At 68.0% G+C, this 22,310-nt stretch carries 20 protein-coding genes; 8 read left to right on the plus strand and 12 right to left on the minus strand.

Annotated features, from left to right (window positions below; all coding sequences use genetic code 11):
* Nucleotides 1–54: 54 nt before the first annotated feature.
* The 3 genes from AC6CHY_RS01350 to AC6CHY_RS01360 form a co-directional block, all read right to left on the minus strand.
* Nucleotides 55–1,035 (minus strand): alpha-ketoacid dehydrogenase subunit beta, encoded by a 981-nt coding sequence (locus tag AC6CHY_RS01350; protein ID WP_217387376.1) that lies wholly within the window; start codon nucleotides 1,033–1,035, stop codon nucleotides 55–57.
* Nucleotides 1,032–2,180, minus strand: coding sequence for a pyruvate dehydrogenase (acetyl-transferring) E1 component subunit alpha (gene pdhA / locus AC6CHY_RS01355; RefSeq protein WP_217387375.1), 1,149 nt, complete (start codon nucleotides 2,178–2,180; stop codon nucleotides 1,032–1,034). The genes AC6CHY_RS01350 and pdhA overlap by 4 nt, the downstream gene beginning before the upstream one ends.
* A gap of 123 nt (nucleotides 2,181–2,303) precedes the next feature.
* The gene (locus AC6CHY_RS01360; RefSeq protein ID WP_498225165.1) at nucleotides 2,304–3,425 is read right to left on the minus strand and encodes a histidinol-phosphate transaminase; all 1,122 of its coding nucleotides are present in this window, start codon (nucleotides 3,423–3,425) and stop codon (nucleotides 2,304–2,306) included.
* Nucleotides 3,426–3,543: 118 nt separating this feature from the next.
* Between AC6CHY_RS01360 and AC6CHY_RS01365 the strand changes: the two genes are divergently transcribed.
* Nucleotides 3,544–3,936 carry a phage holin family protein gene (locus tag AC6CHY_RS01365; RefSeq protein WP_217387373.1) on the plus strand — a complete coding sequence of 131 codons (393 nt, stop codon included), beginning with the start codon at nucleotides 3,544–3,546 and terminating at the stop codon, nucleotides 3,934–3,936.
* Nucleotides 3,937–3,976: 40 nt separating this feature from the next.
* Here AC6CHY_RS01365 and AC6CHY_RS01370 read toward each other — a convergent pair whose 3' ends face one another.
* On the minus strand, nucleotides 3,977–5,401 hold the full coding sequence (locus AC6CHY_RS01370) for a hypothetical protein (protein ID WP_498225166.1): 1,425 nt from the start codon (nucleotides 5,399–5,401) through the stop codon (nucleotides 3,977–3,979).
* A 16-nt stretch (nucleotides 5,402–5,417) separates the two neighbouring features.
* Nucleotides 5,418–5,738 (minus strand): hypothetical protein, encoded by a 321-nt coding sequence (locus tag AC6CHY_RS01375; RefSeq protein ID WP_498225167.1) that lies wholly within the window; start codon nucleotides 5,736–5,738, stop codon nucleotides 5,418–5,420.
* Nucleotides 5,739–5,919: 181 nt separating this feature from the next.
* Here AC6CHY_RS01375 and purB point away from each other — a divergent pair, with 181 nt between their 5' ends.
* From purB to AC6CHY_RS01395, 4 genes are all read left to right on the plus strand, one after another.
* The gene (purB, locus tag AC6CHY_RS01380) at nucleotides 5,920–7,329 is read left to right on the plus strand and encodes an adenylosuccinate lyase (RefSeq protein WP_498225168.1); all 1,410 of its coding nucleotides are present in this window, start codon (nucleotides 5,920–5,922) and stop codon (nucleotides 7,327–7,329) included.
* 277 nt (nucleotides 7,330–7,606) lie between these two features.
* Nucleotides 7,607–9,001, plus strand: coding sequence for an MFS transporter (locus tag AC6CHY_RS01385; RefSeq protein ID WP_498225169.1), 1,395 nt, complete (start codon nucleotides 7,607–7,609; stop codon nucleotides 8,999–9,001).
* Nucleotides 9,002–11,170, plus strand: a complete 2,169-nt coding sequence (locus tag AC6CHY_RS01390; RefSeq protein WP_498225170.1) for a molybdopterin oxidoreductase family protein — start codon at nucleotides 9,002–9,004, stop codon at nucleotides 11,168–11,170.
* Entirely contained in the window at nucleotides 11,167–12,675 is a 1,509-nt protein-coding gene (locus tag AC6CHY_RS01395; protein WP_498225171.1) for an FAD-dependent oxidoreductase, read from the plus strand. Before AC6CHY_RS01390 ends, AC6CHY_RS01395 begins: the two co-directional genes overlap by 4 nt.
* A gap of 178 nt (nucleotides 12,676–12,853) precedes the next feature.
* On the opposite strand, the gene AC6CHY_RS01400 is transcribed toward AC6CHY_RS01395, so the two are convergent.
* The gene (locus AC6CHY_RS01400) at nucleotides 12,854–13,633 is read right to left on the minus strand and encodes a VOC family protein (protein WP_498225172.1); all 780 of its coding nucleotides are present in this window, start codon (nucleotides 13,631–13,633) and stop codon (nucleotides 12,854–12,856) included.
* Between the two features lie 279 nt (nucleotides 13,634–13,912).
* Between AC6CHY_RS01400 and AC6CHY_RS01405 the strand changes: the two genes are divergently transcribed.
* The 3 genes from AC6CHY_RS01405 to AC6CHY_RS01415 are packed head-to-tail and all read left to right on the plus strand — an operon-like array spanning nucleotide 13,913 to nucleotide 16,511.
* Nucleotides 13,913–14,869 (plus strand): metal ABC transporter substrate-binding protein, encoded by a 957-nt coding sequence (locus tag AC6CHY_RS01405; RefSeq protein ID WP_498225173.1) that lies wholly within the window; start codon nucleotides 13,913–13,915, stop codon nucleotides 14,867–14,869.
* Complete coding sequence (locus tag AC6CHY_RS01410) at nucleotides 14,866–15,609, plus strand: metal ABC transporter ATP-binding protein (RefSeq protein ID WP_498225174.1); 744 nt, start codon at nucleotides 14,866–14,868, stop codon at nucleotides 15,607–15,609. Before AC6CHY_RS01405 ends, AC6CHY_RS01410 begins: the two co-directional genes overlap by 4 nt.
* Nucleotides 15,606–16,511, plus strand: coding sequence for a metal ABC transporter permease (locus AC6CHY_RS01415; protein ID WP_217387365.1), 906 nt, complete (start codon nucleotides 15,606–15,608; stop codon nucleotides 16,509–16,511). Before AC6CHY_RS01410 ends, AC6CHY_RS01415 begins: the two co-directional genes overlap by 4 nt.
* A 90-nt stretch (nucleotides 16,512–16,601) precedes the next feature.
* Here AC6CHY_RS01415 and AC6CHY_RS01420 read toward each other — a convergent pair whose 3' ends face one another.
* The 6 genes from AC6CHY_RS01420 to AC6CHY_RS01445 form a co-directional block, all read right to left on the minus strand.
* Complete coding sequence (locus tag AC6CHY_RS01420; RefSeq protein ID WP_217387364.1) at nucleotides 16,602–17,885, minus strand: dicarboxylate/amino acid:cation symporter; 1,284 nt, start codon at nucleotides 17,883–17,885, stop codon at nucleotides 16,602–16,604.
* Nucleotides 17,886–18,084: 199 nt separating this feature from the next.
* Nucleotides 18,085–18,759, minus strand: a complete 675-nt coding sequence (locus AC6CHY_RS01425) for a metal-dependent transcriptional regulator (RefSeq protein ID WP_217387363.1) — start codon at nucleotides 18,757–18,759, stop codon at nucleotides 18,085–18,087.
* A gap of 58 nt (nucleotides 18,760–18,817) precedes the next feature.
* Entirely contained in the window at nucleotides 18,818–19,453 is a 636-nt protein-coding gene (locus tag AC6CHY_RS01430; RefSeq protein WP_217387362.1) for a response regulator transcription factor, read from the minus strand.
* Complete coding sequence (locus AC6CHY_RS01435; protein WP_498225175.1) at nucleotides 19,450–20,541, minus strand: sensor histidine kinase; 1,092 nt, start codon at nucleotides 20,539–20,541, stop codon at nucleotides 19,450–19,452. Before AC6CHY_RS01435 ends, AC6CHY_RS01430 begins: the two co-directional genes overlap by 4 nt.
* Nucleotides 20,538–21,293, minus strand: coding sequence for an ABC transporter permease (locus tag AC6CHY_RS01440; protein WP_498225176.1), 756 nt, complete (start codon nucleotides 21,291–21,293; stop codon nucleotides 20,538–20,540). The genes AC6CHY_RS01435 and AC6CHY_RS01440 overlap by 4 nt, the downstream gene beginning before the upstream one ends.
* The gene (locus AC6CHY_RS01445) at nucleotides 21,290–22,252 is read right to left on the minus strand and encodes an ABC transporter ATP-binding protein (protein ID WP_498225177.1); all 963 of its coding nucleotides are present in this window, start codon (nucleotides 22,250–22,252) and stop codon (nucleotides 21,290–21,292) included. The genes AC6CHY_RS01440 and AC6CHY_RS01445 overlap by 4 nt, the downstream gene beginning before the upstream one ends.
* Nucleotides 22,253–22,310: the final 58 nt, after the last annotated feature.

A 22,310-nucleotide genomic window follows, 5' to 3' on the forward strand; every position in this document is an offset into this window, starting at 1 on the left:
TCCTTTAAGAAACAATGCTGCAGCGGTGCGGTGGCGCGCGTGCGCACCACTGAATTAGTAGGCGAAGGACCGATCGAGTGCTTCGAGGACCTTGTCGATGTCGGGCAAGTACTGTTCCTCGACCTTGGCCACCGGGTAGGGCATGTGGAATCCGCCGACGCGGATGACCGGGGCCTCCAGCGACAGGAAGGCGCGTTCGGCCACGCGGGCGGCGATTTCCCCGCCGATGCCGCCGAAGGTCGGCGCCTCGTGGGTGACGATGAGCCTGCCGGTCTTTTCCACCGATTCGGTGATGGTGTCGAAGTCGATCGGCGAGACCGAGCGCAGGTCGATGACCTCGACCGAGCGGCCGTCCTCGCGCGCCGCCTCGGCGGCCGCAAGCGCGACCGGCACCAGCGGGCCGTAGGTGACGATGGTGGCGTCCTCGCCGGGACGGATGACCTGGGCCTTGAAGGCGTCGGCGGCAGGGTTCTCGGTGTCGACCTCGCCCTTGAGCCAGTAGCGGCGCTTGGGTTCGAAGAAGATCACCGGGTCCTGGCAGGCTGCGGCCTGCTGGATCATCCAGTAGGCGTCGTGCGCGTTGGACGGGGCCATGATGCGCAGGCCCGCGGTGTGCGCGAAGAGCGCCTCCGGGGATTCGGAGTGGTGCTCGATGGAGCCGATGCCACCGCCGTAGGGGATGCGGATGACCACCGGGGCGCCGAAGCGGCCCTCGGAGCGGGCGCGCATCTTGGCCAGCTGCGTGGTGATCTGGTTGAAGGCCGGAAAGACGAAGCCGTCGAACTGGATCTCGGCGATCGGCGAGTAGCCGCGGATCGCCATGCCGATGGACGTGCCGATGATTCCGGCCTCGCCCAGCGGGGAGTCGATCACGCGGTCGGCTCCATAGGTGTCGATCAGCCCGTCGGTGACGCGGTAGACCCCGCCCAGGCGTCCGATGTCCTCGCCGATGAGCAGGGACTTGGGATCATTGGCCAGGACTGCGTCGAGTCCGGCGGTGATGGCCTTGGCCAGGGTCATCGTGGTGGTGCTCATCGGGTGGCCCCTTCCTCGGTGGTGTCGGCGAATCCTGCCTCGTATTCCAGGTGCCACTTGAGCTCTTCCTGGATCAAGGGGTGCGCCTCGGCGTAGACATTGGCAAAGGACTGGGCGAGTGACGGATCGGGGAACGCCAAGGCTTCCTCGCGGACGCGGGTGGCCATCTCATCGCCGTCGACGGCAACCTGCTTGAAGAACACCTCGTCGGCGAGCTGGTTGTCCTTCAGGTGCTTTTCCAGGCGCAGCAGCGGGTCGCGTTCGAGCCAGGCTTCCTCGTCGGCGCTCATCCGGTACTTGGTCGGGTCATCCGCCGTGGTGTGTGCGCTCATGCGGTAGGTAACGGCCTCAATCAAGACCGGGCCCTCGCCGCGGCGGGCACGTTCCAGGGCCCAACGGGTCACGGCCAGGACGGCCAGGACGTCATTGCCGTCAACGCGGATCCCGGGGAACCCGTAGCCGGCGGCGCGCTCGGCCAGCGGAACCTTGGACTGCACGTGGAACGGGACGGAGATGGCCCACTGGTTGTTCTGGCAGAAGAAGACCACCGGCGAATTGAAGCTGGCGGCAAAGACCATGGATTCGTGGACCTCGCCCTCGGTGGAGGAGCCGTCCCCGAAGTACGCGACGACGGCGGTGCCGTCCTTCTCCAGGCGCTCGGCATCCCAGCCTGCCTGGTCGCGCTGCACTCCCATGGCGTAGCCGGTGGCATGCGGCATCTGGGCCGCGAGCACCATGGTGTACATGTGGAAGTTGTTTTCCCGCGGGTCCCACCCGCCATTGGAGATGCCGCGGAAGATCCGCAGCATCTGCGGAAAGTCGACGTTGCGGGTCAGCGCGACGCCGTGTTCGCGGTAGGTCGGGAAGATGTAGTCGTTGGGTCGGGTGGCCCGGCCCGAACCGATCTGAGCCGCTTCCTGCCCGCGAAGCGGAACCCACAGAGCCAGCTGGCCCTGGCGCTGCAGCGCGGTGGCTTCCTGGTCAAAACGGCGGGTAAGTGCCATGTCGCGGTAGAACCCACGCAACATTTCCGCGTCGATGTCCTGGATGTAACTGTCGTACTCGGCGTGCGATCGACGTTCCCCCTCGGGGGTAAGTAGCTGGATCAGCGCCTGCTCCGAGGGCTCGTGCACGGTGTTCGTCATACCGAGGGCGTCCTTACGTACATGAAATATGCCCCGCACGGAATAGATTCCGCATGGGGCATATAGCGGTTTTGTCTGTTCTAGCCTAGCGGTGGAAAGCCGCAAATCACGACTTATCCGCCCCTAGGAAAGCGTCGAGCCTTTTGGATAGTTCCGACAAAGCTCGAGGAAGCGGGTGTTGGCCTCGTCCTCGCCGATGCTCACCCGGACACCCTCGCCGGCGAACCCACGCACGGCCAAGGCTTGTTCGGAAGCCAGCTCGACGAATTCGGCGGTATCGCCCCCCAACGGAAGCCATACGAAGTTGCCCTCGGCCGCCGGAATCTTCCATCCGAGCTCCTCGAGCCCGGCCACCACGCGGGTACGCTCATCGACAATCTTTTGTACCCTTTCCACAACCTTGTCGTAGTGGGCCAGCGAGGCCACGGCTGCATCCTCGGCAACGGACGAAACGGCGAACATCGTGGCGGCAACGCGGATGTTGTTGGTGACTTCCGGGTGCGATACCGAGTACCCCACGCGAAGGTTTGCCAGCCCGTGCGCCTTGGAGAAGGTTCGAAGCACCATCACGTTGGGGTGGTTGCGGTAGGTGTCGATCCCGTCGACAGCCTGGGGGTCGCGCACGAATTCCTGGTAGGCCTCGTCGATGACGATCAATACGTTGGAGGGAACCTTGGCGATGAAGGCTTCGACTTCGTCTCGTCTCAGTGCCGGACCGGTGGGATTGTTCGGGGTGCAGAGCAGGATCACCGAGGTGCGTTCGTTGACCGCTGCGGCCATGGCGTCCAGGTCGTGGCGCCCGTTCTCGAGCAGCGGAATCTGCACCGGCAGTGCACCGGAGGTTTCAACGACGATCGGGTAGGCCTCGAAGGAGCGCCAGGCGAAGATCACTTCGTCCTGGACCCCGTCGTCGTCCTGGCCCGCAAAGGTGGCCAGGATCTGGGTCAGGGCACCGAGCGATCCGGCGCCGGTAACGATGTCCTCGGCCGGGACCGAAAGGAATTCCGCCAGCGCGGAGCGCAGCTTGGTCGACAGCGGATCGGGGTAGCGATTGATATCGAGCTGGGCCCGAATCGCGTCCATGACCTCCGGGATCGGCGGCATCGGGGTTTCGTTCGAGGACAGCTTGTAGGCGTTCAGGCCCGGGATCTCCCGAGGCGGCTTGCCGGCAACGTACTTCGGCATCCGGCCGATGACGGTGCGGGGCTGGACCGGATCGAGGGGCGCTGGGTTTTCGGTGGTCATGCCCCAAAGCTTAGCCGTTGCGGTGCCGGCAGGCGCCATGTGTTTCACTGACTTAGCTCCACTAAAAACGGCGGACCCACTGCGCCGGGACACAGAAAGGTATGCCAGTATTGGGTCCATGATTGCGTTCATCCTCCGGGTGGTGATCAACGCGCTGGCCCTTGCCGCCGCCGCGTGGGTCCTCCCCGGCATCACCGTCACCGCCGTTGAGTCCTCCGACGCGACCCTGGGCATTGTCCTGGCCTACCTCGTGGTCGGCCTGGTCTTCGGGTTGGTCAATGCCGTGGTCCGGCCGATCGTGAGCCTGTTGTCGATGCCGATCACGTGCCTGACCCTGGGCCTGTTTACCCTGGTCATTAATGCGGCCATGTTGATGCTGACGTCTTGGCTGACCCAGTACCTGCCCTTCGGGTTGCACGTTGACAAGTTCTTCTGGGATGCCATCCTCGGTGCCCTCATCATTTCCCTCGTTTCGGCCGTCATGGGCTGGATCGCACCGAAGCAGCGCTAGCGCCACGCTGCTTCCCGGCATCGCGCCGCCTTGACGGGCCCTAGTGCGGCGGGGCGATCTCCTTCAGCCGATCCTGCTTTCGGTCCCTGCCGGGCAATTTCACCGCGGACCTGGGCCGGCGGGCCAATTGGAAGGACCGGACCCGGCCCCGGCCCGAACTGCCGAAAAGGGCGCCCAGCAGTCCCATCGATTCCACGACCCCGGGATCCGTGGCGCTGCGCAGCTCCTTGGCGTGCGCCTCGTAGTTTTCGAGCTTGTGCGCCTCCCCGAATCCATCGTTTCCCAACTCCTTTGTTCCGTCGGGACCGTCGAATACCACCGTCAGCCGGTTTCGCTCATCGGGATTCGGGCTGCCATCGGTGCCCGGCACCAGGTCGTTCCTGTCTTCCAGATGCAACGCCTGGGTGTCCTTCGGGACCGGAATCCGTCCCGTCGGCGACCCGAAGGTTGAAAGCAGGGAGAAGCTGAAGAGAGTGTTGAGGTGATCGTCGTTGACGATGTTGGTCGCGTGGATTCCGCCCTGGCTGTAGCCACTCACCACCACGCGGTCGCCGTTGCGTGCCCCGGACTGCCTCAGCGCGTCCTCGATGGGCGGGATCAGGTTTCGCGATTCATTGCCCATCCCCTCAACAAGGCCAAGGCCGTCCCAGGGATTGCCCAACTCCTGCCCGGAATCCGTTCCATCGGGCCGGCAGACCCTGCTCTCGGCGCCCAGGGATGGATCGGACTGGGTCCCGGGAAGCGTCAGCACGTACACGGGGCCTTCCGGCCGCTCGACCCGGGTGACCAGCAGGCTTCCCGGGGGCTCCTTTTCGGCCAGTTTCTGCAACCGTACGAGGGACTCCACGGATCCGTCGATATCCACGGTCTGGTCCCGTCCGCGGCCGAGCACTTCGATGGGCGACAGGTCAACGAGGTTTTGGTCCCGCAACAAGTCGGTGAGCCACCGGTAAAGCCGGTCGGGATAGGGAGTCTGGAACAGTCCGCCGTGCTCCTTGCCCCGCAGGAATCCCAGCGGCACCCCCATGAATCCCGGCAACTCGTTGAGCAGATCCTCGGTGGTCTGCGTACGCGGCCGTCCCTTGTTTCCCAACAGGTCCCAGAGCAGCGTCAGCGGCAGCCGGTCGGCGCGTGACCTTGTCACCAGGCGCTGCGCCTCCGCCTCGGCCTGCTCATAACGGGCACGCGCCGTGACGACCTTCAGGGCAAGGATCCCGCTTTCGGCCGCACGCAGGTAGCACAGCGAGGTGGCCTCGCGGATGCCGTTCTCCACGTCGGTTGTTTGCCGGCGCAGTCCCGCGTTGCCGTGCGCCATCGTCACGGCGGGGAAATCCGGGGCCCGTGCCAGGAGACCGGCGGCCTCGATCAGGTGTTCCTTGGCGCTGCCCAGCATGGACCCGGTGCGTTCAAGCTCCGTGATGGAGTACCGAATCGATCCCGGTCCCCCGCGGACCTCGTATCCCATGGCGGCCTCCTTTCACCTACAGTGCCCCGAGCAGCCCTCGCGGAGGACCCCACGGTGCAATGACTGTACCCATCGGGCCCATCGTGGAGAGGATCACCGACTCCAGCTCGGCCAGGTCGGCGCGGGCGGCCCAGATTTCCCCGCGAGCCGCCTCCAATCTGGTGTCAAGGTCCGCGACCTTGCCGGCAAGCTCCGCCGCCCGGTCGCGAAACGCCCTGCCGGCAGGTGACTCCCATTCCAGGTTCAGCACCTGCCCAAGTTGTTCACGGGCCCGGTACACCGCGGCCTGGGCGGCAACCACCCGCATCAGCATTTCATCGGCAATTGCTTCCAACATGGTCTTTCCCACCACGTCCTTCCCGTGTCCGCACCGGTTTCCCGGAGCCGTCGTCCTGAAACCAACAGTGACAGCGGCCTGCCCTTCCGGCCGGCGGGAGGCCACTGCGTGTGGATAAGCATGAAGTGGGCGGCGTCACGCTCTGGGCGTGTGCGGGATGAATCGTGAAAGAATGGGCACCATGGCTGATTCCGCGCGCATTTCACTTGCATCCGAACCCCTCGCCCTTGGTGCCCTGGACGGTCGTTACCGTGCCGCCGTGGCCCCGCTGGTCGACCACCTCTCCGAAGCGGCACTGAACCGCGACCGCGTCCACGTGGAGGTCGAATGGCTGATCCACCTGACGGACAACTCCGTGCTTCCGGGCACCTCCCCGCTCACCGAGGCCCAGCGCACCGCACTGCGCAAGATCGTCACCGACTTCAACGCCGCCTCCGTTGCCGAACTGGCCGAGATCGAGGCCGTCACGGTGCACGACGTGAAGGCCGTGGAGTACTACATCGGCCGCCGCCTGGGGAACATCGGCATCGAGGACCTCACCGCGCTGGTCCACTTCGGCTGCACCTCCGAGGACATCAACAACCTCTCCTACGCCCTGGGCATCAAGGACGCCGTCCTGAACGTCTGGCTGCCTGCGGCCCGCACGCTGGTCGCCCAGATCACCACGATGGCCGAGGATTCCCGCGACGTGCCGATGCTCTCGCGCACCCACGGACAGCCCGCCACCCCCACCACCCTGGGCAAGGAACTTGCCGTGCTGGCCTGGCGCCTGACCCGCCAGCTTGACCGCATCGAAAAGACCGAGTTCCTGGGCAAGATCAACGGCGCCACCGGCACCTACGCCGCCCACTACGCCTCGGTCCCCTCCGCCGACTGGCAGGAAGTCTCGCGCTCCTTCGTCGAGGGCCTGGGATTGAGCTGGAACCCGCTGACCACCCAGATCGAGTCGCACGACTGGCAGGCCGAGCTGTATGCCGACGTGGCACGCTTCAACCGGATCCTGCACAACCTGTGCACCGACGTGTGGAGCTACATCTCCATCGGCTACTTCGCGCAGATCCCGGTTGCCGGTGCCACCGGCTCCTCGACCATGCCGCACAAGGTCAACCCGATCCGCTTCGAGAACGCCGAGGCAAACCTGGAGATCTCCAACGGCCTGCTCGACACCCTGGGCTCCACCCTGGTGACCAGCCGCTGGCAGCGCGACCTCACCGATTCCTCCTCGCAGCGCAACATCGGCACCGCCTTCGGCCACTCGCTGCTGGCAATCTCCAACGTCGCCAAGGGCCTTGACCGCCTTGACGTTGCCGAGGCCGTGCTGGCCAACGACCTGGAGCACAACTGGGAGGTGCTCGGCGAGGCCATCCAGATGGTCATGCGCGCCGAAGCCATCGCCGGGGTCGAGGGCATGGAAAACCCGTACGAGCGCCTCAAGGACCTGACCCGCGGCCAGCGCGTCGACGCGGCCCGCATGCAGGAGTTCGTCTCCTCGCTGGGACTCTCGGCCGAGGCCGAGGCACGCCTGCTGGCGCTGACCCCGGGGTCCTACAACGGCATCGCCTCGAAGCTGGTCGACCACCTCAAGAAGTAGCCCGCACAAGTGTTGGCGGGGTGCCGCATGGCACCCCAAGGCCGGTGGCCTGCCGGGATCCGCATGGATCCGGGCAGGCCACCGGCCTTTAACGCGGGATCCGGCGGGTGCCGGGCGGCATGGGTGCCCATGTTTCGGACAGGTTTCCGTTTCCTTCCCCTCCCAGGCTCCGCGGTGATCTACATGTTCGCTTCCCGCAACATCAAGTGCGGCCCGGCGAAACCTCCCTCGGGAATGCTTAAGGCATCAACCACCAGGGACGAGGGGACGATACGCCTTGAGCGCACAGCTAGAGCAGGAACAACATCGCACCGGAACGCCGACCACGCAGGTCCGTCTCGACATGGGGCCGGGACGCTGGGTACACAACTGGGACGCCGAAAACCCTGCATTCTGGGAAGGCATCGGCAAGAAAACCGCCCGCACCAACCTTTACTGGTCGATCTTCGCCGAATTCCTGGGCTTCGTGGTGTGGCAACTGTTTGCCGTCGTCGCCGTCTACCTGCCGGCCGCCGGATTCGACCTGGACAACGGCCAGCTCTTCTGGCTGATCTCGATGCCCAGCCTGGTCGGAGCCACGCTGCGGATCCCCTACACCTTCATGGTCGCCCGCTTCGGCGGACGCAACTGGACCATCGTCTCGGCGCTGCTGCTCTTGATTCCCGCCGGCGGCCTGGCCGTGGCCGTCTCCAACCCCGCAACGCCCTTCTGGATGCTGCTGACGCTGGCCGGGCTCGCCGGGTTCGGCGGCGGCAACTTCGCCTCCTCGATGGCCAACATCACCTACTTCTTCCCCGCCTCGCAAAAGGGCTGGGCGCTGGGCCTGAACGCCGCCGGCGGGAACCTGGGCGCCGCGGTGGCCCAGCTGCTGGTGCCCATCGCCGTCACCGTCTTCGCCGCAGGCTCCCTGCAGCTGCCGCTGGCCGGACTGATCTGGATCCCGCTGATCCTGCTGGCCGCCTGGGGCGCCAAGCGCCACATGCACAACCTCGGCAACGCCCGCTCCGATGTTCGCGGCGCCCTGGCCTGCCTGAGGGAACCACACCTGTGGATCATTGCCGCCCTGTACATCGGAACCTTCGGATCCTTCATCGGGTTCTCCGCGGTCTTCCCCAAGCTGATCCGCGACACCTTCCCCGACTATTCCTCCTTCACCCTGGGAACCGCGGCGCTCTCGCTGGCCTTCCTCGGCCCGCTGGTCGGATCCCTCGCCCGGCCCGCCGGCGGCAGGCTCGCCGACAGGCACGGCGGCGCGCGCATCACCCTGGGCGCACTGGGCGTCATGGGCCTGGTGACCATGGCCGTGGTCCTCATCCTTCCCGCCGCGAACTTCTGGGTCTTCCTGGCCCTGTTCCTCATCCTCTTTGCCGCCAGCGGCATCGGCAACGGCTCGACCTACCGGATGATCCCCGTCGTCTTCGCGCTGCGCGCAGCGAACGGCACCGGCAACGTCTCGGCTGCCCGCAAGGGAGCCGCGGCCCTCGGGCTGATCTCGGCCATCGGTGCCTACGGCGGATTCCTGATCCCGCAGGCCCTTGGGCTCTCGCTGTCCAAGAGCGGCTCCTACAGCGCTGCCTTCGTCCTCTTCGTGGCGTTCTATGCGGCCCTGATGTTCCTGGTCTGGTTCTGCTACATCCGCCGCGGCACGGCCTTGGCCGGGCGGAGCATCTAAATGACAGCCACCGCCGTTGACCCCAAGACCACGCCCACGCACTGCCCCTATTGCGCCCTGCAATGCGGCATCAGCCTGGACCCGAGCCCGGGCGCCGAGGCGCGCGATCCGGTGCTGCTGGCCGGACGCGACTTCGAGACCAACGGCGGCGCCTTGTGCCGCAAGGGATACAGCGCGGGAAACCTGCTCAACCATCCCGAACGCCTGCGCACCCCGCTGCGCCGCCGGGAGGACGGCGGCTTCGAGCCGGTGGGCTGGGACGAGGCGCTGGACGAGCTGGCGCGGCGCGCTGCATCGATCCGCAAGGAGCACGGGGCCGATGCGGTGGCAGTCTTCGGCGCCGGCGGGCTGACCAATGAGAAGGCCTACCAGCTAGGCAAGTTCGCCAGGCTGGCCCTGGGCACCTCGCGCATCGACTACAACGGGCGCTTCTGCATGTCATCGGCCGCAGCCGCCGGCAACCGGGCCTTCGGCCTGGACCGGGGACTGCCCTTCCCGCTGGTGGACCTTGATGCCGCCTCGATGATCCTGATGCTGGGATCCAACGTGGCGGAAACCATGCCGCCGTTTGTGCGGCACCTGGAAAACGCCCGCACCTGCGGCGGGCTGATCGTGGTGGACCCCCGGCGCTCCCCCACGGCCGGGTTGTGCAGCGATGGCTCCGGCTGGCACCTGCAGCCCACCCCCGGCACGGACCTGGAGTTGCTACTGGGCCTGGCGCACGTGCTGCTGGCCGAGAACCTGGCAGACGACGACTACGTCGCGAAGCGCACCAACGGGCTGGCCGGGCTGCGCGCCTCGCTCGGCGCCTGGTGGCCCGAGCGCGTTGCCTCAACCACCGGCGTCCCGGCCGCCGAGATCCGGCGCACCGCCCGGGCCCTGGCCGCCGCAGCAGCAGCCGCCAGGGCCGGCGGCGAAGGCGTGTTTATCCTGACCGGGCGCGGGGTCGAACAGCACGCCAACGGCACCGACACCACCACCGCCGCCATCAACCTCGCCCTGCTGCTCGGGCTGCCCGGCACCACCGGCGGCGGTTTCGGCACCATCACCGGGCAGGGCAACGGCCAGGGCGGGCGCGAGCACGGGCAGAAGTCCGACCAGCTGCCCGGCTACCGCAAGATCACCGATCCCGCCCACCGGGCGCACGTAGCCAAGGTGTGGGGCGTGGACCCCGGAATGATTCCCGGCCCCGGCATCCCCGCCACCGAGCTTTTGCACACCCTGGGCACCGAATCCGGGTCCCGCATGCTGATGGTCCACGGGTCCAACCCCGTCATCTCCTCCCCGGATGCCTCCAAGGTCCTGGCCGGGCTGCGCCGCCTGGACTTCCTGGTGGTCTGCGACTTCTTTCTCTCCGAGACCGCCGCCGAGGCGGACCTGGTGCTTCCGGTCTTGCAGTGGGCCGAGGAGGAAGGCACCATGACCAATCTGGAGGGCAGGGTGCTGCGCCGGCGCAAGGCCCTGGAGGCACCGGAGGGGGCACGCGGCGAATTGTGGATCATGGCCGAACTCGCCAAGCGGCTGGACTCCCCCGGAACGTTCTCGGCCGACGCCCGCGAGGTGTTCGAGGAGCTGCGCCTGGCCTCGGCCGGCGGGCTGGCCGACTACTCGGGCATCGACTGGGAGGACCTTGACGCCGGGGCGGCCGTGTACTGGCCCTGCTCCACCGAACACCCGGTGTCGCGGGTGCCGGGGCGGCGCTCGGGCACGCCCCGGCTCTTCCTGGACGGCTTCGCGCACCCCGATGCGCGGGCGCGGCTCATCCCGGTGTACCCGGATGCCGGCGGCGAGGCACTGCACGGCGAGGGGCAGCTGGCGCTTCTCACCGGGCGCCTGCTGGAGCACTACCAATCCGGGACGCAAACCCGCCGGGTCCCCGAGCTGGCCGGCGCCGCCCCCGAGGCACGCCTGGAAATCCACCCCGGAACGGCGCTTGCCCACGGCATCGCGGAGGGCCAACGCGTCGCGGTGCGCAACGGGCGCGGCGAAGTCGTGGCCCGAGCCAGTCTCACCACCGCGGTGCGCCTTGACGCAGTGTTCCTGCCCTTCCACTTTGCCGGGACCCAGAACGCCAACCTGCTCACCGGATCCCGGGTGGACCCGGTCAGCTCCATGCCCGAATTCAAGAACGCACCGGTGTCCCTGCACCCCTTGGGAGATGAATCATGAGTGAGACGATCCGCGAACGCATCCTCGTCATCGGCTTCGGCCCGGTCGCCGCCTCGCTGCTGGAGGGCCTGCTTCCGGGCCTCGCCGCGGGGCTGTTCACCCTCGATGTCGTTTCCGCCGAGGAACACGCAGCCTACAACCGCGTGTTGCTGGCCGAGGTGGCCAGCGGCGCGACCTCCCCGGAGCATCTGGCCATGATCGATCCGCATCGCCTGGTGGCGGCGGGCGTCGGGCTGCACCTGGGGGAAACCGTGACGCGGGTGGACCGCTCGCGGCGCCAGGTGCGCCTGGGGTCGGGCCGCGTGCTGGGCTATGACAGGTTGGTGTTCGCCACCGGCGCCCGCCCGGTGGTCCCGACGCTGAACGGGCTGGACTTCGCCCCGCATGCGGAGGCAAACCTGCCTGCCGGAGTCATGGCGCTGCGCACCCTCGAGGATGCGGCGGCGCTGAACCGGGTACTGGAATCCGGCGGTCGGGTGCTGGTGCTCGGCGGCGGCATCCTGGGCATCGAGGCCGCGCTGGCCATGGCCGAGGCCGGGCACCGACCCGTGCTGGTGCACCACGGTCCCGCCCCGCTGGGTCGTTCCGTGGACGCAGATGGCGGAATGCTGCTGGCAAGGTCCCTGCGGGCCGCGGGCGTCGAGGTCGTTTCCGGGGTCAGGGCCACCGCCGTGCGGCGGGACGCCCACGGGTTCACCGCGCTGGCGACCGAAGACCACGGGGAGATCACCGGGGATGCCCTGTTGCTCTCCTGCGGGGTCCGGGCCCGCACCGAACTGGCCGCAGGGTGCGGGCTGAAGGTGGGCAGGGGCATCCAAACCAATGAATACCTGGTGGCCGACACCGAGCACCGGGTCTTCGCGCTGGGAGATTGCGCCGAGGTGGCAGGGACGGCGCCGGCCGGGCTCTTGGCCCCGGGCTGGGCGCAGGCCGCATGGCTGGCCGACTTCCTGCTCACGCACCGGGCCCCGGCCCCGGACACGGCGAGCGGGCCGCTGGATGCCCCGAGCGCCGCCCCGCGCCACGAGACCTCCAACGTGTTGATGCTCAAGGGCCAGGGGCTGGAGCTGGTCGTGGCGGGAAACGTGACGGCAGGCCCGTGGGACGAGGGCAGGGCGCGGGTGAGCGTGTTTGCCGATCCGACGGCGGGCCAGTACCTGAAGCTTGTCACCGAGCGGGAGGTGCTGACCGGCTTCCTGGCGATCGGGTTGCCGCGCACCGGCGCCGAGTTGGTGCTGGCCTTTGAGCGGGGCAGCACGCTGCCCCGGGACCGTTCCACGCTGCTGCGGCTCGATGACCCGGGCCTGCCCGAGTCCCTCGTCGCGGCAGGCGCCGATGACCAGTTGTGCCGCTGCACCGGTGCCACCCATGGCCAGGTGGCCCATGCCGTGGAGGAGGGTTGCACCACAGTGGCCGAGATCGGTGCCGCCTGCCGGGCCGGCACCGGCTGCGGCGGGTGCCGCGCGACGATCGAGGCCATGCTTCGGGTTTCGGTCCCGGCCTAGGCGTGGATGCCGGTGTCGACCGACTTCCGGGCTCCGCCGGGTGGCGGCATGCAACCCGACCGCCAGGGAGAACCCACGGCGGACATTGGCGCCGGCACCTCGCACCCCCAGCGACAAGGCGCCGGCGTCAATGTTTCCCCCTAGTCGCCGGAAACCCGGATGTCCGGTTCCGGCACTCTCAGCCCTGCGCGATTTCCTGGGTGATCCAGAACTCCGCGCCGGTGGGATCCTTCAACGCGGCATTGCGCCCAAAGGGCGTGTCCTCCGCGGGCTGGACGACAGCGCCGCCCAGTGCCAGCGTCTTTTCGATGACCGCGTCGGCGTCCTCGACCGAGAAGTAGACGTGCCAGCTGGCCGGTGCGCCCTCCGGCAGGAACGAACTGGCGTCCATGATCCCGGCCTTGGAGTCGTCCCCGGCCCCCAGCGTGGTGTAGCGGAACTCGTCGGTGTCCCCGACCACGGCGGTCTCCCAGCCGAAGACGTCCTCGTAAAACTTCACTGTCGGGGCGAAGTCCCGGGTAAAGAGTTCGTGCCAGGCCGGTGCGCCGTCTTCGGCCGCCACCTCGTATCCGGTGTGACCGCCAAACTCCCAGATTCCCACGGCAGCTCCACCGGCGTCACCGAACATCGCCATCTTGCCCTGTTCCGGTATCTCCATCGGCGGCATGTACACCTGGCCTCCGTGCTCGGTCGCGGACTTGGCCGCCGCGTCAATGTCATCCACGCGAAGGTACGTGGTCCACACATCCGGGGAACCGGAGGTGCCGTCGTTGTTCATGATCCCGGCAACCATCTTCCCGTCTTTCGACGCGGTGACATAGCCGCCGTATTTCTCCTGGTCCCCTGCCTCGTAGGTCCACCCAAAGAGCGTGTTGTAGAAATCCTGGGATTGCTGGGGGTCCGAGGTCAGCAGGTCGATCCAGCAGGGCGATCCAACGGTCAGGTCTGGCTTGGGCATGGCATCTCCAGCTATCGAACGTATTGTGTGAAGGTGGGTTCAGGCGCGAGTCTATGCCCGTGGACGCGGCACATCAATGGGTCGGGGCCCGATACCCGGCAGTAGCCCGCGCCTTGTCCCCACCCTGCTGCCCGACGTCCCGCGGCCGCCGCCGCCACCGCGTGCCAGGCGGCCGGATCCAGCAAAGTTACGCCAAGGCGTACATTGATCTACGTCATGCCGTACTATGAATTACGCGCTTCCTTCACCGATCGACACACCGCACCGCATAGGACCTCAATGACGAATCCTTCCCGCGCCCGCGCCACCTCCTGGCGCCGCCGCCTCTCGGCCACCCTGGCCTGCATCGCGCTTGCCGCCACGCTTGCCGGGTGCGATTCCCCCGGGGCCGTCTCCGGCCAGGGTCCCACCGACCGCCCGGTCGTTCTGACCACCTTCACCGTGCTGGCCGACATTGCCCAAAACGTTGCGGGCGACAAGATCGCCGTCGAATCCATCACCAAGGCCGGGGCCGAGATCCACGGCTACGAGCCCACGCCCCAGGACATCGCCAAGGCCTCGCGAGCCCAGCTCATCCTCGACAACGGGCTGAACCTCGAGGCCTGGTTCGAGCAGTTCATCACCGAGCTCGACGTGCCGCACGTGGTGGTCAGCGAGGGCATCGAGGTCATCGACATCTCCGAGGACGCCTACACCGGGCTGCCGAACCCGCATGCCTGGATGAGCCCGGTCAACGTGCAGCGCTACGTGGCCAACATCCGCGACGCCTTCATCGAGCTCGACCCGGAAAACGGCGCGTACTACACCGAGAACGCCCGCGCCTACACCGCCGAGCTGGAAACGCTGGAGAAGAACCTCATCGACGGGCTCTCCGGGCTCAAGGAGAACGAGCGGGCGCTGGTGACCTGCGAGGGCGCCTTCTCCTACCTGGCCCGCGACGCCGGCCTGACCGAAAAGTACATCTGGGCAGTGAACGCCGAGCAGCAGGCCACCCCGCGGCAGATCGCCTCGGCCATCGAGTTCGTCAAGGAGAACGAGGTGCCGGCGGTGTTCTGCGAATCCACCGTCTCCGACGCCCCGATGCAGCAGGTCGTGCAGGGCTCCGGGACCAGCTACGGCGGCACCCTGTTCGTCGACTCCCTCTCCGAGGCCGACGGCCCGGTCCCCACCTACCTGGACCTCATCCGGCACGACACCGACGTGATCCTCGAGGCACTGACCGGGGAGAAGCCGTGAGCACCCCCGCGGTCACCGTCACCGACCTCACCGTTAGCTACGGGGACGTCCTGGCCCTGAAATCGGCTTCCCTCCAGTTGAACAACTCGCGCATCTGCGGCCTGGTGGGCATGAACGGGTCGGGGAAATCGACGCTCTTCAAGGCCATCATGGGCCTGGTCAAGCCCGATTCCGGGACCGTGCGCATCAACGGCGGCACCCCGGCCCAGGCCCGCAGGTCCGCGGCCATCGGCTATGTGCCGCAGAGCGAGGACGTCGACTGGGCGTTCCCCGTCTCGGTGCACGACGTGGTCATGATGGGCCGCTACGGCCACATGGGATTCACCCGCCGCCCATCCAAGGCCGACAAGCTGGCGGTGGACGAGGCGCTGGAACGCGTGGAACTCACCGACTACGCACGCCGGCAGATCGGGCAGCTCTCCGGGGGCCAGAAGAAGCGGGCCTTCGTGGCCCGCGGCATCGCCCAGGACGCCACGATCCTGCTGCTCGACGAGCCGTTCGCGGGCGTCGACAAGAGATCCGAGGCCACCATCACCCGGTTGCTGCGCGAGCAGGCCGCCGCCGGGGCCGCGATCCTGGTCTCGACCCACGACCTGCACGCCCTGCCGAACCTGGCCGACGAGGCGGTGCTGCTGATGCAGAAGGTGCTCATGCACGGGGACCCGGAGACGGTGCTGCGCCCCGAGAACCTGGCCCTGGCCTTCGGCCTGGACGTCCTGGGCCGGGGGGATGCGGCATGAACCCCATCGACCTGCTCCTCGAGCCGCTGGGATATGGATTCATGATCAATGCGCTGGCCACCGCGGTGACCGCGGCCGCCGTCTGCGCAGTGCTCTCCTGCTGGCTGGTGCTCATCGGCTGGTCGCTGATGGGGGACGCGGTCTCCCACGCGGTGCTCCCGGGAGTCGTGCTGGCCTACGTGTTCTCGGTGCCCTTTGCGATCGGCGCGCTGCTCTTCGGCTTCCTGGCCGTGGCGCTGATCGGGGCGGTGCGCGACACCAGCCGCATCAAGGAGGACGCGGCCATCGGCATCGTCTTCTCCACGCTCTTTGCCCTGGGCCTGGTGCTGATCTCGGTCACCCCGTCGCAGACCGACCTGGGCCACATCATCTTCGGGAACCTCTTGGGGGTCTCCAAGCCCGAGCTCATCCAGATCGTCATCCTGGGCGTGCTGGCCCTGGGCGCCCTGCTGCTCAAGCGCAAGGACTTCACACTCTTTGCCTTCGACTCCACCCACGCGCACGCCATCGGGCTGAACCCGCGGCTGCTCGGGGCGGCGCTGCTGGGCCTGCTGGCGCTGACTTCCGTGGTGGCGCTGCAGGCGGTGGGCGTGATCCTGGTGGTGGCGATGCTGATCATCCCCGGCGCCACCGCGCACCTGCTCACCGACAGGTTCGGGCGGATGCTGGTCATCGCCCCGGCGATCTCGGTGGCCTGCGCGGTCATCGGGCTGTACGTCAGCTACTACCTGGACACCGCCTCGGGCGGGATGGTCGTGCTGACGCAGGGGGCGGTGTTCGCCCTGGTCTACCTCTTCAGCCCCGGCCAGGGTTTGCTGGGTCGCCGCCTCGCTGCCTCGGTGCGCCGGGCGCGTGCCGGTCGCGGAGCCCCCGTGCTCCGGCGGGCCGGCGGGGAGCGCTAGGAAGCATCCCCGCCCCGGTCCCGGATACGCCTGATGCCGATGTTTCGTTTCGAAACATCGGCATCAGGCGTTGGTGCGGCGGGGTGTTCCCTACTCCGCCAGGGCGTGCGGTTCGGCCTTGCCGCCGGCCGCGGTCTCGACAGTCTCGTCGGCAGGATCCTGTGCCTGCGCGCCGAGGTGGCCGCGGGTGAGCTTGTTCATGATCAGCGCGATGGCGCCGTCGCCGGTCACGTTGGTGGCCGTGCCGAAGCTGTCAAGGGCGATGTAGGCGGCGAACATGAGGCCCACCTCGACCTCGCCGAAGCCGAGCATCTGCGCCAGCAGGCCGGCCGCGGCGGCGATCGCGCCGCCCGGTACGCCGGGGGCTGCGATCATCATGACGCCGAGCATCAGGATGAACGGGAAGTACGCCCCGAACGATACATCGCCGCCGGAGAGCAGCAGAACCGCAATGGAGAAGCAGGTGATCTTGACCATGGAGCCGGAGAGATGGATCGTCGCGCACAGCGGCACCACGAAGCCCGCAACCGAGTCGGAGACGCCGTTCTTCTTGGTCGAGGCGAGCGTGACGGGAATCGTCGCGGCGGAGGACGAGGTGCCCAGCGCGGTGAAGTAGGCATCGCGCATCCGCCACAATGCCTTGAGCGGATTTTGCCCGGTCATCGAGCCGGCCACCGAGTACTGCACCAACAGCACGACGAGCGTCAGGGCGAAGGACACCAGGGCGACCAGCAGGAACTTGGTCACGACCGTGACGGCCGCGCCACTCGCGGCGAGGTCCATGAAGATGCCGAAGATGAACAGCGGCAGCGCCGGCACGATGATGCGCCGGATCACGGATTCGATGATCGTGCGGAACTCGACGGCCCCGCGGAAGATCACTCTGGAGTGGAAGGCGGTGAGGCCTACCCCGATCACGAAGGCGAGCACGAGGGCGCTCATCACGCCGATCACCGGCTCCAGCACGATCTCTGTTGCCGAGTCGCCTGCGCTTCCCACCACGGTCAGGTACGGGGTGAAGCCCGAGCCGCCTTCCTCGCCGAGCTCCTCAAGCCCTCCTCCTGAAAGCGTCGGGGTGAACAGCCACCGGCTCACGAAGTAGGCGAGTAGTCCCGCCAGGATCGTGGAGCCGTACGCGATCAGGGCAGTGATCCCGAGCCATTTTCCGGCACCCTTGCCGAGCTCGGCGATGGCGGGCATGACGAGGCCGAGGATGATCAGCGGCACGATGAAGCCAAGGAACCCCGAGAAGATCGAGTTGTAGGTCAGGAACGCCCCGCCGAGCCACGCGGGCATCACCGGGCCGGTCAGGATGCCCAGGACGATGGCCAGGAGAATCCAGCCAAGCAGGGGTATCGATTTCAGCAGCTTCATGGGGGTCCTCAGGTCGACGGGATCGGTGCGATCGGGCACGGGCACGCTGGTTGTGGCGCAGCCCACGCCTCAGCCATAGTAGACGGTGCGCGCCGTTCTCCGAAATCAGGGCAAGCGCCAGCCACGGCCCCCCGCATTGGGCGCGCGGACCGGTGGCCGGCGGCCTCCGGCCGGTGACTTGGCCCGACCCGTTTCGGCGCTAGCCGAGGGAGACGTGCAGGGCCGCCGTGGCCTGCCGGCCCAGGCTGATGGTGCCGGGGACCCCGGTGACGGACAGCAGCACCGCGTCGGAGAACGGGGCCGCCTCGGTGATGACCAGGCCCGCACCCGGCACGACGCCCTGCGCACTGAGGTACTGCAGCAGTGCCGGGTCCTCGTCGTTGATCCGCTCCACGGTCACCGGCACCCCGGGCTCCACGGTGCTCAGCAGCACCGCGTCGGGCAGCGTCAGCACGCCCTCGGCGCTCGGGATCGGGTCCCCGTGCGGGTCCCGGTCGGGGTGTCCCAGGAAGGCGTCGAGGCGCTCGACCATGAAGTCGCTCATCGCGTGCTCGAGGTTTTCGGCCTCGTCGTGGACCTGGTCCCAGTCATAGGACAGGGTCTGGACCAGGAAGGTTTCCAGCAGCCGGTGCCGGCGCACCATGTCCAGGGCATACTTGCGGCCCAGCGCTGTCAGCTCGACGGCGCCGTAGCGCGCGTGGCTGACCAGCCCCTGCGCGGTCAGCTTGCGCACCGCGTCGGAGACCGAGGAAACCCTGAGCCCGGATTTCTGGGCAATGTCCGTTGCGGTGACGGGGTCGTCCGACCATTCGGACAGACCCCAGATGACCTTCAGATAGTTTTGCGTGCTGATGGAAAGTTCCGAAACCGACATGTCTACGAGTCTACAGAGGACGCCCGCACGGGGGTTTCCCCCGCGGGTGTGACATCGGCTAGATCCAGCCCTGTTCGCTGGCCAGGTGCGCGGCCTCGATGCGGTTGGCGGCCCCGGTCTTGCCGATGGCGCTGGAGAGGTGGTTGCGCACGGTGCCGGCACCCAGGTGAAGCGCCGCGGCGATCTGCGCCACCGGCGTTCCGGACCGGGCCAGGGCCAGGACCTCGCGCTCGCGCTCGGTCAGCGGGTTGGCCCCGTGCAGCAGCGACCGGGCCGCCAGCGACGGGTCAACCACCCGGTGACCGGAATGCACGCGGCGCACCGCCGCGGCGAGCTCGGCGGATGGGGTGTCCTTGACCAGGAAGCCGCTTGCACCGGCCTCGAGGGCGGCACGCAGGTATCCGGGACGGTCGAAGGTCGTCACCATCAGCACCTTGCACCGCGGCAGCCGCGCCCGCAGCAGGCCGGCGGCCACGAGCCCGTCCACCACGGGCATCTGGATATCCAGCAGGGCAACGTCCACCCGATGTTCCTCGGCGAGCGCCACCACTTGCGCGCCGTCCCCGGCCTGGGCCACGACCTCGATGTCGGGTTCGAGGTTGAGCAGGGCGGCAAGCGCCCCGCGCACCAGTGCCTGGTCATCCGCCAGCAACACCCGGATGGGGGCGGCTCCGGCCGGTTCCGGAGCGCTCATGCCCAGCTCACCGCGACCCTGGTTCCCCCGTGTGCCGATGCCCCGATCTCGCAGTGCGCCCCGGCCAGCCGCGCCCGCTCCCGCATCCCGCGGATGCCGTGTCCCTCGGCGCTTCCCGCCAGTGAATCCCCGTCGTCCTCGATGCCCAGCACCCCCGGGGCGATGTGGATCCAGCAGGTGGTGGCGTGCGCGTGGCGCAGCACGTTGGTGGCTGCCTCGCGCAGGATCCAGGACAGGGCGGTGGAACGAACCGGGTCGATGTCCTGCGCGTTGCCGGTCAGCACCGCCCTGATCCGCGCGTCGTCCAGGGCTGCACGAACGGAGGCGAGTTCCTGTGCCAGGCTGGTGCGGCGCAGACCGCCGACAGTGGCGCGGATGGACTCCAGCGCCTCGGTGTTCAGCGCGCGGATCTGCCGCAGCTCGGCGCGGGCCGCCTCCATGTCGGAATCCAGCAGCCGCTCGGCGAGCTCGGCCTTCAGCCCGATCGCGGTGAGCGAGTGGCCCAGCACGTCGTGCACGTCCCGGGCCATCCGCTCCTGTTCGGCCAACAGGGCGTAGTCAAGGCGCAAGTCGTCGTCCGCGATGCTGCGCCGGATCAGCGTGGTGTTGACCGCGTTGACGACGATGAGCACCACCAGCAGACCGAGCAGGAAGACGTAGTCGCCCAGCCCGGCGGGAATGGCGACCGAGAGGGCGGCGGCAAGCACCGCGGCGTTGACGATCCACATGCTGCGCACAGAGAGCAGGTAGGCGGCGAAGCTGATCAGGAACGGGCCGAAGCTGATGGCATCGGCTCCGAGGAGCGGAAGGGTGGCAGCGGTGATCGCCAACAGGGCACCGCAGGGGATCCAGGCGCGGGCGTGGCCGCTCACGCTGACCCCGAGCTCCGAGCTGTAGGTGAAAAAGCCCCACAGGTAAACGGCGGCGAAGGCCGCCACCAACCCGTAGCCAACCACGCGCGCCGGCAGCGGGAGCGTGGACTCGGCGATGGAAAGGACCGGGAAGATGAGGAAGACGACCCAGACCGCTGCCAGCAGCCAACCGAAGCGGGACCAGAAGGTGTCCGGTTCCCCCGGGTCCGTGCTCACCGCCGCGCCCGGGACCGGCGAACCGCCCAGAGGGCGAACAGCGCGAAGAGAAGGGTCCATGCCACAAGGTTAGCGACAAGCAGGCCCAGCGAATCCGTGCCCGCCCCATCGCCCGCGCCGAAGCCCTCCGTCAACGGGTAGCGCACCAGCCCCGCGTAGCCGTACATGGGGGTGAATCGGGCGATCTCCAGCATGGTCCCGCTCAGCGGCATGAAGACGTTGCCGAAGAAGGCGAAGAACACCATGCCGCCGCTTGCCACCCCCAGGGCAGTCTCCGATTTGAAGGCCATGCCGATGCCCATCCCGTAGAGGGCAAAGATCCCGGATCCGAGCACGGTCAGCAGGAAGCTGGCGGTCCAGACCCAGGGGGCATCGGCCCGCGCACCGGTGCCCGCCCCGACGGCGAAGACCAGCCCCGCGCAGCCGGTGGCCACGATCATCGCCACGGCAAGCTTGGAGGCGACGAAACCGGAAGGCTTCATGCGTGTCAGCGCAATCTGGCGCCCCCAACCCAGCATTGCCTCGGTGGCGGCCGTGCCGGCAATCGAGGTGGTGGCAAGCGCCGCTCCGTAGGCCGCCATCGAGGCCATGACGTAGAACTTCACGTTCCCGTTGCCGGCGGGTTCTCCGCCGCCGCCGAACATGTTCCCGAAGAGCAGGTACATGACCACGGGCATCAACACCGTGAACATCAGGTTCCCGACGTCCCGGGATTGTCGGAAAAGTTCGATCCGCACATAGGTCGGGTTCATGAGTCTTCTCCGGTCAGTGCCATGAAGGCCGCCTCGAGGGTCGGGGAGGTGATTTCCAAGTCGGTGGCGCCCAGCTCGTTCAGCAGCATTCGCGCCGCCGCGTCGGAATCGGGGCCGGTCACCGTGACCCGGTTCCCGTTCAGCTGCACCGCGACGACACGCTCGAGGGCCTGCAGGGCAGCCACCGCGGGTTCCGTGGGACGACCTCTCGGCAGCGTTGCGCCGACCACGCGTCCCCCGGTCATCTCGCGCAGCTGCGCGGTGGGACCGTCGGCCAGCACCCGCCCGGCCCCGATGAGCACGGTGCGTTCGGCGAAGTCCTGGGCCTCTTCCAGGTAGTGGGTGGCGAACAGGACGGTGCGCCCGGCCAGCGCGTCCTGGCGCATGGTGTCCCAGAAGGAGCGGCGCGCCGAGACATCCATCCCCGCGGTGGGCTCGTCGAGGATCAGCAGGCGCGGATCCGGCAGCAGGGCCAGGGCGAACTTGAGCCGCTGCTGCTCGCCGCCCGAGCACTTGGAAACCTTGCGCTTGGCCAGGGAGAGGATGTCGGTGCGCTCCATGACGGTGTCGATGCGGTCCCTTGCCCCGTGCAGCGCGGCGATCGCGGTGACGGTCTCGCGCACCGTGAGGTCGCGCAGCAGCCCGCCGGTCTGCAGGACCGCCGAGATCTCCCCCGCCTCGATGGCCTCCCGCGGGGCCTTGCCGAACACGGAGATGGTGCCCGAGGTGGGCGCGGTCAGTCCGAGCATCATGTCGATGGTGGTGGTCTTGCCTGCGCCGTTCGGGCCCAGGAACGCCACGATCTCACCGGTGCCCACGCGCAGGTCGATTCCCGCGACGGCCTCGAGCCTGCCCTCGTGGGTATGGAAGGACTTGCGCACGCCCTGCAGTTCCAGGGCCGTGGCGTGGGGCTGCGCTGCCCGCGCCGATGCCGATTGCCGTGCGGTCGAGGTTTTCATGTTCCAAGTCTGCTCGGCGCGCGCCGGGGGCAGAAGTGCAAAATGTCATGCATCGGAA

The organism is Paeniglutamicibacter sp. GQ140 (assembly GCF_059759235.1).

Coding starts and splice junctions, on each gene's coding strand:
- AC6CHY_RS01350 (WP_217387376.1), bottom strand. CDS start 1,035: ATGAGCACCACCACGATGACCCTGGCCAAGGCCATCACCGCCGGACTC.
- pdhA (WP_217387375.1), bottom strand. CDS start 2,180: ATGACGAACACCGTGCACGAGCCCTCGGAGCAGGCGCTGATCCAGCTA.
- AC6CHY_RS01360 (WP_498225165.1), bottom strand. CDS start 3,425: ATGACCACCGAAAACCCAGCGCCCCTCGATCCGGTCCAGCCCCGCACC.
- AC6CHY_RS01365 (WP_217387373.1), top strand. CDS start 3,544: ATGATTGCGTTCATCCTCCGGGTGGTGATCAACGCGCTGGCCCTTGCC.
- AC6CHY_RS01370 (WP_498225166.1), bottom strand. CDS start 5,401: ATGGGATACGAGGTCCGCGGGGGACCGGGATCGATTCGGTACTCCATC.
- AC6CHY_RS01375 (WP_498225167.1), bottom strand. CDS start 5,738: ATGTTGGAAGCAATTGCCGATGAAATGCTGATGCGGGTGGTTGCCGCC.
- purB (WP_498225168.1), top strand. CDS start 5,920: ATGGCTGATTCCGCGCGCATTTCACTTGCATCCGAACCCCTCGCCCTT.
- AC6CHY_RS01390 (WP_498225170.1), top strand. CDS start 9,002: ATGACAGCCACCGCCGTTGACCCCAAGACCACGCCCACGCACTGCCCC.
- AC6CHY_RS01395 (WP_498225171.1), top strand. CDS start 11,167: ATGAGTGAGACGATCCGCGAACGCATCCTCGTCATCGGCTTCGGCCCG.
- AC6CHY_RS01400 (WP_498225172.1), bottom strand. CDS start 13,633: ATGCCCAAGCCAGACCTGACCGTTGGATCGCCCTGCTGGATCGACCTG.
- AC6CHY_RS01405 (WP_498225173.1), top strand. CDS start 13,913: ATGACGAATCCTTCCCGCGCCCGCGCCACCTCCTGGCGCCGCCGCCTC.
- AC6CHY_RS01415 (WP_217387365.1), top strand. CDS start 15,606: ATGAACCCCATCGACCTGCTCCTCGAGCCGCTGGGATATGGATTCATG.
- AC6CHY_RS01420 (WP_217387364.1), bottom strand. CDS start 17,885: ATGAAGCTGCTGAAATCGATACCCCTGCTTGGCTGGATTCTCCTGGCC.
- AC6CHY_RS01425 (WP_217387363.1), bottom strand. CDS start 18,759: ATGTCGGTTTCGGAACTTTCCATCAGCACGCAAAACTATCTGAAGGTC.
- AC6CHY_RS01430 (WP_217387362.1), bottom strand. CDS start 19,453: ATGAGCGCTCCGGAACCGGCCGGAGCCGCCCCCATCCGGGTGTTGCTG.
- AC6CHY_RS01440 (WP_498225176.1), bottom strand. CDS start 21,293: ATGAACCCGACCTATGTGCGGATCGAACTTTTCCGACAATCCCGGGAC.
- AC6CHY_RS01445 (WP_498225177.1), bottom strand. CDS start 22,252: ATGAAAACCTCGACCGCACGGCAATCGGCATCGGCGCGGGCAGCGCAG.